Source organism: Pseudomonas emilianonis, from assembly GCF_023072625.1.
Taxonomy (GTDB): domain Bacteria; phylum Pseudomonadota; class Gammaproteobacteria; order Pseudomonadales; family Pseudomonadaceae; genus Aquipseudomonas; species Aquipseudomonas paraveronii.
Map to the genome: position 1 here is coordinate 1 of NZ_JAKNRV010000210.1, position 9,124 is coordinate 9,124.

The 9,124-nt window shown below is 60.9% G+C and carries 10 protein-coding genes; 7 read left to right on the forward strand and 3 right to left on the reverse strand.

The genetic code is table 11. The features are described from left to right. Positions 1-744: SDR family NAD(P)-dependent oxidoreductase (locus L9Z73_RS19335; RefSeq protein WP_345894174.1), on the reverse strand; the 744-nt coding region annotated here is incomplete at its 3' end. Positions 745-948: 204 nt separating this feature from the next. Between L9Z73_RS19335 and L9Z73_RS19340 the strand changes: the two genes are divergently transcribed. After that, positions 949-1,836 carry a helix-turn-helix domain-containing protein gene (locus tag L9Z73_RS19340; protein WP_247404174.1) on the forward strand — a complete coding sequence of 296 codons (888 nt, stop codon included), beginning with the start codon at positions 949-951 and terminating at the stop codon, positions 1,834-1,836. A 52-nt stretch (positions 1,837-1,888) separates the two neighbouring features. Here L9Z73_RS19340 and L9Z73_RS19345 read toward each other — a convergent pair whose 3' ends face one another. Beyond that, positions 1,889-2,917 carry an Ldh family oxidoreductase gene (locus tag L9Z73_RS19345; RefSeq protein WP_247404177.1) on the reverse strand — a complete coding sequence of 343 codons (1,029 nt, stop codon included), beginning with the start codon at positions 2,915-2,917 and terminating at the stop codon, positions 1,889-1,891. Positions 2,918-3,064: 147 nt separating this feature from the next. On the opposite strand from L9Z73_RS19345, the gene L9Z73_RS19350 reads away from it, so the two are divergent. The 6 genes from L9Z73_RS19350 to L9Z73_RS19375 all read left to right on the forward strand — a co-directional run bounded on the left by L9Z73_RS19350 (position 3,065) and on the right by L9Z73_RS19375 (position 8,365). Continuing rightward, positions 3,065-3,946 (forward strand): MurR/RpiR family transcriptional regulator, encoded by an 882-nt coding sequence (locus L9Z73_RS19350; protein WP_247404180.1) that lies wholly within the window; start codon positions 3,065-3,067, stop codon positions 3,944-3,946. Between the two features lie 22 nt (positions 3,947-3,968). Beyond that, positions 3,969-4,727 (forward strand): transporter substrate-binding domain-containing protein, encoded by a 759-nt coding sequence (locus tag L9Z73_RS19355; RefSeq protein ID WP_247404183.1) that lies wholly within the window; start codon positions 3,969-3,971, stop codon positions 4,725-4,727. Between the two features lie 110 nt (positions 4,728-4,837). After that, on the forward strand, positions 4,838-5,557 hold the full coding sequence (locus L9Z73_RS19360) for an ABC transporter permease (protein ID WP_247404186.1): 720 nt from the start codon (positions 4,838-4,840) through the stop codon (positions 5,555-5,557). Next, positions 5,554-6,264: an ABC transporter permease gene (locus L9Z73_RS19365; protein ID WP_247404188.1), complete on the forward strand. Its 711-nt coding sequence runs from the start codon at positions 5,554-5,556 to the stop codon at positions 6,262-6,264. Before L9Z73_RS19360 ends, L9Z73_RS19365 begins: the two co-directional genes overlap by 4 nt. A gap of 50 nt (positions 6,265-6,314) precedes the next feature. Continuing rightward, entirely contained in the window at positions 6,315-7,556 is a 1,242-nt protein-coding gene (locus L9Z73_RS19370) for an NAD(P)/FAD-dependent oxidoreductase (protein WP_247404191.1), read from the forward strand. Between the two features lie 17 nt (positions 7,557-7,573). Then, entirely contained in the window at positions 7,574-8,365 is a 792-nt protein-coding gene (locus tag L9Z73_RS19375) for an amino acid ABC transporter ATP-binding protein (protein WP_276193787.1), read from the forward strand. Here L9Z73_RS19375 and L9Z73_RS19380 read toward each other — a convergent pair. Continuing rightward, positions 8,362-9,124: amidase family protein (locus tag L9Z73_RS19380; RefSeq protein WP_247404195.1), on the reverse strand; the 763-nt coding region annotated here is incomplete at its 5' end. The genes L9Z73_RS19375 and L9Z73_RS19380 overlap by 4 nt on opposite strands.

Consider the following 9,124-nt stretch of genomic DNA (forward strand, 5'->3'; position numbering starts at 1 on the left):
CAGGGCCTTGAACAGGTTGGTATTCAAACCACCGCACAAACCACGGTCACTGCTCACAACCACATAACCCACACGCTTAACTTCGCGGTCGATCATGAACGGGTGGCGGTATTCCGGGTTGGCGTTGAACGCCGCCGACAGCGGCGTGCGGATCAGGCCCGGGCAAATGGCATTGCTGCGAATGCCCCGTGGCCCCCACTCCGCGGCTATCTGCCGGGAGAGCATGGCGACCCCAGCCTTGGCGACGCTGTAGGCGCCGCTGAAGGTTTGCGGGTAATGCGCGGCGATCGACGCAATGTGCACGATGCTGCCGCTGTGCCGGGCCAGCATCAGCCGCCCGAACGCCTGGGCACACAGCAGATAGCCCGTCAGGTTGACCGAGAGCACCCGGTTCCATTCGTCCAGGGTCAGCTCTTCAAGCGCCCCGGCCTGCAGCACGCTGGCGTTGTTGATCAGCACATCGCAGCGCCCATGGAGCGCCTGCACGTGCTCGGCAGCCTGTTGCACGCTGACGGGATCGGCAATATCGCAGTGCAGCACAGAGACATCCGCTGCACTGTTTTGCGCCAGCTCGGCGGCCAGTTCACGGCATTTGTGTTCGTCGCGATCAAGCAGCACCACATGGGCGTTCTGGCGCACCAGCGCGGTGGCAATCGCGGCGCCAATACCGCCGGCCGCGCCGGTGAGCACACAAACCATGGAATCGAGGCTCAGCCAGCTTTTCTGCAGGTCGTTATTATTCATTGTTATCTCCAACACGCATTTCAAGACAGTTCGCCCACTGCACGGGAAGCCGCAGGCGATGCTCAGGATAGAAGCGTGGGACGGCGCGCAAGAATGGACAAAACGTTCAACCGTCGAGACTTTTACGACAAATCTGCGGCAAATTGCCCAACGCGCGGATTCTTCGCTAAGGTAGAAAACTCGTGCCCGTAGACTATAAAAATAATGAACAAGATTCCCAGCTATGCCCTGTACGGCGAGGCGGCGGCGCCGATATGGCACGACTCCCTGCATGTCGAGTCGATCTCCCTGCGCTCCGGCGCCTATAACTGGGAGATCGCCGCCCATCGACACGACGGGTTGTTGCAGATGCTGTACCTGCAAAGCGGCGAAGGCGAGGTGCTGCTGGACAACCAGCGGGTCGAGGTCAAGGCGCCGTGCCTGCTGTTCATCCCTGAGCAGATCGTGCATGGCTTCGCCTGGCACGGACGGGTCGAAGGCCATGTGATCACCGCCGTGCAACACCCGCTGGAAAGCATCGTCCAAGTGCTCTCCCCGGGCCTGTTGGCGCAGATCCAGAAACCCTGCGTCGTCGCCCTGCCGCATTGGGAACCGGCCGACAATCCGCTGGAGCCGCTGTATCGGGCCTTGTACGAGGAGTATCACGGTCGCGGCCGGGAACATGTCGCGTGCAGCATGTCATTGCTGCTCGCGCTGGTGATCCAGATGCTGCGCCTGAGCGAGCACACCCACGACCTGCATGCGCACCGTCACGATCGACGCAGCCAGCAGATGATCGCCTTCCGCGAACGGGTGAACCGGCACTTTCGCGAACACCTTTCGCTGCACGACTACGCCAATTTCCTCGGGATCACCGTGGTCACCCTGGGCCGGCTGTGTCATGAACAACTCGGCATGACCCCCATGACCTTGATCAACGCCCGACTGATCCTCGAAGCCAAACGCGAACTGGCCCATTCGCCCCAAAGCGTCAAGCAGATTGCCCACGGCATGGGGTTTTCCGATGTCGGCTACTTCAGCCGTTTTTTTCGCAAGCACGCCCAGTGCAGCCCCAGTGAGTTTCGCCTTCAGGCCCAGGCCGCGCGGCACTGAGGCTCAGGGCATCATGTTCGGTCGCGGCAACGCCTGCCGGTCGTACACCGCCTCAGCCTTCAGCCATCGCCCGCAACTGCGCCAACTCCTGCTCCGCGATTGCCACGCCGTGCTGCGCGGAGTGTTCGCGTTCGCGGTAACGACGCTCGCCCGGCATACGTTGCAAGCCGACTTCATGCATATGCGCCACCAAGGTCTGGGCACGCTGGGCAAAACGCTCGCCCACGGACTTGCGCGGATCGATCACGATAATCAATTGCCCGGTCCACGGGGTTTTCGCCCCAGGGTGCTGGTTCCAGTCGAACTCAAAAGAGAAGTTGCCGCCGGTCAGCGCGGCCGCCAGCAACTCCACCATCATCGACAGGGCCGAGCCCTTGTGCCCGCCAAACGGCAACAATGCGCCGCCATTGAGAATCGCGTTTGGGTCCTGTGTCGCCAGCCCCTGGCTATCGACACCAATGCCCGGCGGCAAGGTCTCACCGGCACGCGCAGCGATCTGCACATCGCCATGGGCCATGGCACTGGTCGCCATGTCGAAAACGATCGGATCGCTTCCCGCACAAGGCGCCGCGAAGGCAATCGGGTTGGTGCCAAACAGGGGGCGTCGAGCGCCATGGGGCACCACGCAGGTCATGCTATTGACCACACTCAAGGCCACCAGCCCTTCCTCGGCGAAGGGTTCAACATCTGGCCAGAGCGCCGCGAAATGGTGGGAGTTGTGAATCGCCAGCACGGCAATCCCGGCACTGCGGGCTTTTTCCAGCAACAACTCGCGAGCAGCGGCCAGGGCCGGTTGGGCGAAACCGTTGCGCGCATCAACCCGGACATAACCCGAGGCGACATCTTCCACCACCGGCACCGCCCGGCCATCGACCCAGCCACTGGCCAGGGTCGAGACGTAGCCGGGAATCCGGAACACCCCGTGGCTGTGAGCACCGTCGCGCTGGGCGCTGGCGCAGTTATGGGCCAGTACCGCAGCGACTTCGGCCGACGTGCCATGACGCTCGAAAATGGCGCGCAGCAACACGACCAGATCGCTGAAAGCAATAGGCTCTACAGCAGAATGTGCAGGTGAAGACATGTGAAAACTCCCGGATCGAGGTAGGGCAAAGCCAGGGCCGTTGCAGGAATTCGACTATCTAGTCATGACAGCAAACTGTCAAATGTTGACTTGATGACAGAAAACATTCATTTTCTGTCGCAAGCAAAAAATACAGTGAGTCGTACCGTGAGCCAACCGATCAAGCAACGTCTTGAAAACAGTCTGTCGACAGCTGCCGCTTCCGGTCGGACGATTGCCACGTACATGCTCGCCAACCTGCATGAGCTGCCCTTTCAGACCGCCGCCGATATCGCCCAAAAACTCGGGGTCAGCGAATCGAGCGTGGGGCGCTTTTGTCGCGCACTCGGTTACAGCCATTTCAAGGATCTGAAAAACGACCTGAAAGATGACCTCGGCGATGGCCCGTGGCTGGTGGGCGACCGCTTGCAAGAATTTCGTCAGCAGCAGAGCCACAACCCGCAAGGCCCTTCACGCAGCCTGGAACTGGAAGTCGCGGCGCTGGTACGCGTCTATGAACACAGCCAGACGCCCGCCTGGAATACCGTCAGCGAACGCTTGGCAAACACCCCAAAAATCTTCGTTGCCGGCTTTCAGACCGAACGCGGCATCGCCCTCTCGATGGTGCACCTGATGCAGTACCTGCGCGATGGCGTGCAGGTGGTGGACGGCGCTGCCGGGCATTTCGGCGACGTGTTGCTGAGCAACCCGGAACACACCGCGCTGGTGGTGTTCGAGGCGCGCCGCTATTCGCGCCACGCCCTGACCCTGTGCCGCAAGGCCCGCGCGGCAGGCATCCCGGTGACGCTGATCACCGACACCTTTTGCGATTGGGCCGAACTGCACGCCGACGAGGTCTTTCGCCTGCCTACCGAATTCAATCTTTTCTGGGAATCGACGGCGACGATGTTGTCGCTGGTGCACCTGATGGTCAACGAGGTCTGCAAGAAACTCGGGCCCGATGTAGAGAAACGCTTGGAAGCAACTGCCGCGCTACACAACGAATTCGTGGGTTACACATCGTCACTCGCGAGCAAACAAGAGCAATAGGCCAGCAGATTGAGAGGCAACGATGAAACGATTCATTCGCTTTGCAAGTGTGTGTGCGGTATTTGCCGCCAGTGTCGGTGTCGCTCAGGCCGACGTCTTGAAAATCGCCACTGAAGGCGCTTACCCGCCGTTTAACTATGTCGATTCGGATAACAAACTCCATGGCTTTGACGTCGATATTGCGCTCGCCCTGTGCGAGCGCATGCAGGCCCAATGCACCCTTGTGGCGCAGGACTGGGACGGCATCATTCCGGCCTTGATGGCCAAGAAATATGACGCGGTCGTGGCGTCGATGATCGACACCGAAGAGCGCCGCAAGAAAATCAGCTTCACCCGTCACTACTACAAAACCCCACTGTCGGTTGCGGTTCCCATCGACTCGGACATCAGCGACGCGCAGACCAACTTCAAAGGTAAAACCGTCGGCGCACAATCCTCTTCTACCCAGTCGATTTATGCCGAAGACGTGTATGGCAAAGCCGGCGCCAATGTGAAGCTCTACCCGACCCTGGACGAGGCCAACAGCGACCTGGCGTCGGGTCGGCTCGACGGTGTGATTGCCGACAAATTCCCGCTCGCCGACTGGATCGACAAGGCCGGCAAGAGCTGCTGCAAAATGCTCGGCGACGTCAATGGCACCCAGGCGGATGCCTCGATTGCGGTGCGCAAGGAAGACAACGCGCTGCGCGAACGCTTCAACAAAGCCATCGATGAAATTGTTGCCGACGGCACGTATCAGAAGATCTCCAGCAAGTACTTTGCTTTCGACATCTACCACTGATTCGTCGCCGCTCCGAGCACTGACTGTCCACCCGCTGCCTGAGCCCGGCCCTGGCCGGACGCAGGTTGGCCGGTGTTCATTTCACGATGTCCTTTCACGAGGGTTCGAGCATGATCGAACATCTATCGCTGTTGTCGTTTGCCAGCGGCGGCTGGGGGCAAGCGCTGCTGGCCGGGGCGCTGGTGACCCTGGGACTGGCGCTGGCCTGCTTGCCGATCGGCTTGCCCCTGGGGCTTGGACTGGCCTTGGCCGCGCGCTCGAAAAAGCCTTGGCTGCGATCATTTTCCACGCTGTTTTCCACGGTGTTCCGTGGCTTGCCCGAGTTGCTGACGCTGCTGATCATTTACTATGGCTGCCAGATTGCGGCACAAAAAATACTCGCGGCCATGGGCTACGAAACCCAGGTCACCATCAATACCTTTCTGGCCGCCATGGTCGCCTTCAGCTTCGTCTTTGCGGCGTTCTCCAGCGAGATCTGGCTCGCTGCGTTCAAGACTGTCGCCAAGGGTCAATACGAGGCGTCTGCGGCCCTCGGCCTGAGCAAGGCGACGACCTTTCGCAAAGTGGTGTTTCCGCAACTGGTGCGCATCGCCCTGCCCGGGCTGTCGAATAACTGGTTGTCGCTGCTCAAGGACACGTCGCTGGTCTCGACTATTTCTCTGGTCGACCTGATGCGCCAGACCAACCTGGCGGTGAGCGTGACCAAGGAGCCGTTGTTCTTCTATGCCGTGGCCTGCTTCGGTTACCTGTTCTTCTCGGCCCTGTCGGGGCGCGTGTTCGCGTTTATCGAGCAGCACTTCAATCGGCATCTGCGGAGCGCACGACCATGACGCTCGAGAGTTTTGCGCAGTTTTTCATCGACCTCGACCTGTTGCAGCGCTATGGCCCGCGCATGCTCGAAGGCTTGCTGGTAACGGGCAAGCTGGTGGCGATTTCATTCACCCTCGGCGCCCTGCTCGGCCTGCTGATTGCCTTGGCTCGGGTGTCCAACAGCCTGCTGTTGCAGCGCTTGAGCGCCCTGTACGTCTACTGCTTTCGGGGCTCGCCATTACTGGCGCAGTTGTTCCTGCTGTATTACGGCCTCGGGTCGTTCAAGGGGTTCTGGCAAGACGTCGGGCTGTGGTGGTTTTTCCGCGACGCGTGGTTTTGCACGCTGCTGGCCTTCACCTTGAATACGGCGGCGTATCAGGCAGAGATTTTCCGCGGCAGCCTGCTCTCGGTGTCCCAGGGGCAGCATGAGGCGGCCAAGGCCTTGAGCCTGAAACGCTCAACGACATTCTTCAAAGTCATCCTGCCTCAATCGCTGGTGGTCGCCATCGGCCCGCTGGGCAACGAGCTGATTCTGATGATCAAGGCCAGCGCCATCGCTTCGCTGGTGACCATTTACGACCTGATGGGCGTTAGCAAGCTGGCCTTCTCGCGCAGCCTCGATTTCCAGATTTACCTGTGGGCAGCCGTTCTTTATCTGCTGATCGTCGAAATTATCCGCCGCGTGCTCAAGCGCGTTGAAGCCCGACTGGGTCGCCATCTGCTCTGATGCCTGTCGTTTACCCCACGCCTGCACGGCGCGTTACAAGGAATTTTTTCATGCACTGCCAAACCATCGTTCTGGGCGCCGGGATTGTCGGCGTCTGTACCGCACTGCACCTGCAAGCGCGTGGTGTTCAGGTCATCCTGATCGACCGCCAGCAACCCGGCAACGGCACCAGCCATGGCAATGCCGGGTTGATCGAGCGCTCCAGTGTGATTCCCTATGCGTTCCCGCGAGAGCTGTCGAGCCTGGTGCGTTACGGCCTCAACCAGCAATCCGATGTGCGGTATAGCTGGCGCTACCTGCCCAAGGTCGCGCCTTGGCTGTTCACCTACTGGCAGAACTCGTCGCCGCCCAGGTTGAACCAGGCCGCCCGCGCCATGCTGCCGTTGGTGCAGCGCTGCGTGGATGAGCACGATGTGCTGATCGAGGCCGCCGGCATGGGCGACCTGATCAAAGCCAATGGCTGGATCGAGGTGTTTCGCAATCAACCGGCCTTTATCAAGGCCCAAGCCGATGCCCATGCCTTGCAGCCTTATGGCTTGCGTTATGAAGTGCTGGACGGCGAGCAATTGCGCGAGCGTGAACCGTCGCTGAACGAACAGGCGGTGGGCGGCATTCACTGGCTTGATCCGAAAACCGTCAGCGATCCCGGGGCCCTGACCCGTGGCTACGCCGCGCTGTTTATCAAGCGCGGCGGGCAGTTCATTCAGGGCGATGCGCTGACGCTCAAACAGCTCGACGGCGGCTGGCAGGTTCAGACCGAACAAGGCCCGGTGAGTGCCGAACAGGCGGTGATCGCGCTCGGCCCACAGGCGCCCGAGCTGTTTAAGCCACTGGGCTATCGCATTCCGCTGGCAATCAAGCGCGGCTACCACATGCACTACAGCTCTTTGCACGATGCACAGTTGCAGCATTCCATTTGCGATGCCCAGGGCGGCTATGTCCTGGCACCGATGGCTCAGGGTATCCGGTTGACCACGGGCATCGAGTTTGCCGAGAGCAGCGATCAGGCCAATGACATTCAGCTCAGTCGCTGTGAAGCCCTGGCGCGCAAGTTCTACCCACTCGGCGAGCGTCTGGACCCCGAACCGTGGCTGGGTCGTCGTCCGTGCCTGCCGGACATGCGCCCGGTGATCGGCCCGGCGGTGCATCACCCGGGCCTGTGGTTCAACTTCGGCCATGCCCACCACGGCCTGACCCTCGGCCCAGTCAGCGGGCGCCTGCTCGCCGAGATGCTCACCGGCGCCCCGACCTTTACTGACCCGGCGCCTTACAGCGCAGAACGTTTCCACTGATTTGCGGAGTAACCGCCATGCCAGCGACAAACACCCAACGTCACCTGCCCGGCAACGCTGCGTTGCCGGACACACGCAATGTCGTGGTCAGCATTGAAGGGCTGAACAAGTTTTACGGCGCCTACCATGTCTTGCATGACATCGAGCTGAACGTGCGCGAAGGCGAACGTATCGTGCTGTGTGGGCCTTCAGGTTCGGGGAAATCAACACTGATCCGCTGTATCAACCGCCTGGAAATCGCCGAGAAAGGCCATATCCGGGTGAACGACACCGACCTGGCGCTGGACACCCGCCAAGCGGCTCAGGTGCGTAGCGAGATCGGCATGGTGTTCCAACACTTCAACCTGTTCCCGCACATGAGCGTGCTGCAAAACTGCATGCTGGCGCCGATGTCGGTGCGGGGCCTGTCGCGCAAGGAAGCACAAGAGCTGGGGCGTTTCTACTTGAACAAAGTCGGTATCGAGAACCAGGCCGACAAGTTCCCCAGCCAGTTGTCCGGCGGGCAACAGCAGCGCGTGGCCATTGCCCGGGCGTTGTGCATGAAACCCAAGATCATGCTGTTTGATGAACCGACTTCAGCCCTCGACCCGGAGATGGTTGCCGAGGTGCTGGATGTGTTGGTCAAACTCGCCGACACCGGCATGACCATGCTCTGTGTCACCCATGAAATGGGCTTCGCCCGGCAGGTCGCGGAGCGGGTGCTGTTTCTCGACGGTGGCCGGATCATTGAAGACAGCCCACCAGAGGCCTTCTTCAATAACCCGCAAAGCCCTAGGGCGCAGAGCTTTCTTGCGCAGATCCTGCATTAGCGTTCAGTGGGCTCCGAAGCCACTGCATGCCCTGCGAATCGCTGCGCCATGACCCTCAACAATTGATCATCCTCCCCTGCTGCGCCAATGACCTGCAGCCCCACCGGCATCCCTCTCACCAGCCCCACCGGCAGGCTGATTGCAGGTAACCCGGTGAGGTTCCAGGCACTGGTATGACTGAGCAAGGCGGCGCGCACATCAATGTCCTGCGCGCCAACCTGCACCTCACGCGCATCAACCACCGTCGCCGTGATCGGCACGCTGGGCGAGACGAGGAAGTCATAGCGTTTGAACACCTGCGCCATCGCAGCCTTGAGGCGTGCCTGGCTGGACTGTGCGCGGATGTATTGCCAACCCCGGACTTCACACGACAACTCGAGGCGTTCGCGCACCTCGGCCTCGAACATGTGCGGCGCACTCTGCATGCGCTCGGCGTGAACATTGAAAGCCTCCGCGCGTTGTAGCACCTGCAAGGTCGCTTTCATGTCGGCCGACAGTTGCTCCAGTTCGTCGACCTCTTGCAGCCCCTCGCCAAAGAGCTGTTGCGCCGCCCGGTACACCTGGCTATCCAGCTCCGCGTCTACCGGGCCGAAACTGCCGGACTTGATCCAGCCAACCCGCAACGGTCTGGGGTTAGCCAACGGCGCACACGTGCGCCCGGCGATCACCTCGAACAACAGGCGCGCATCCTCGACGTGGTTGGCGATCGGGCCCACGTGGTCGAGGCTCGACGCAAGCGGGAACACGCCGTCCAGCAGT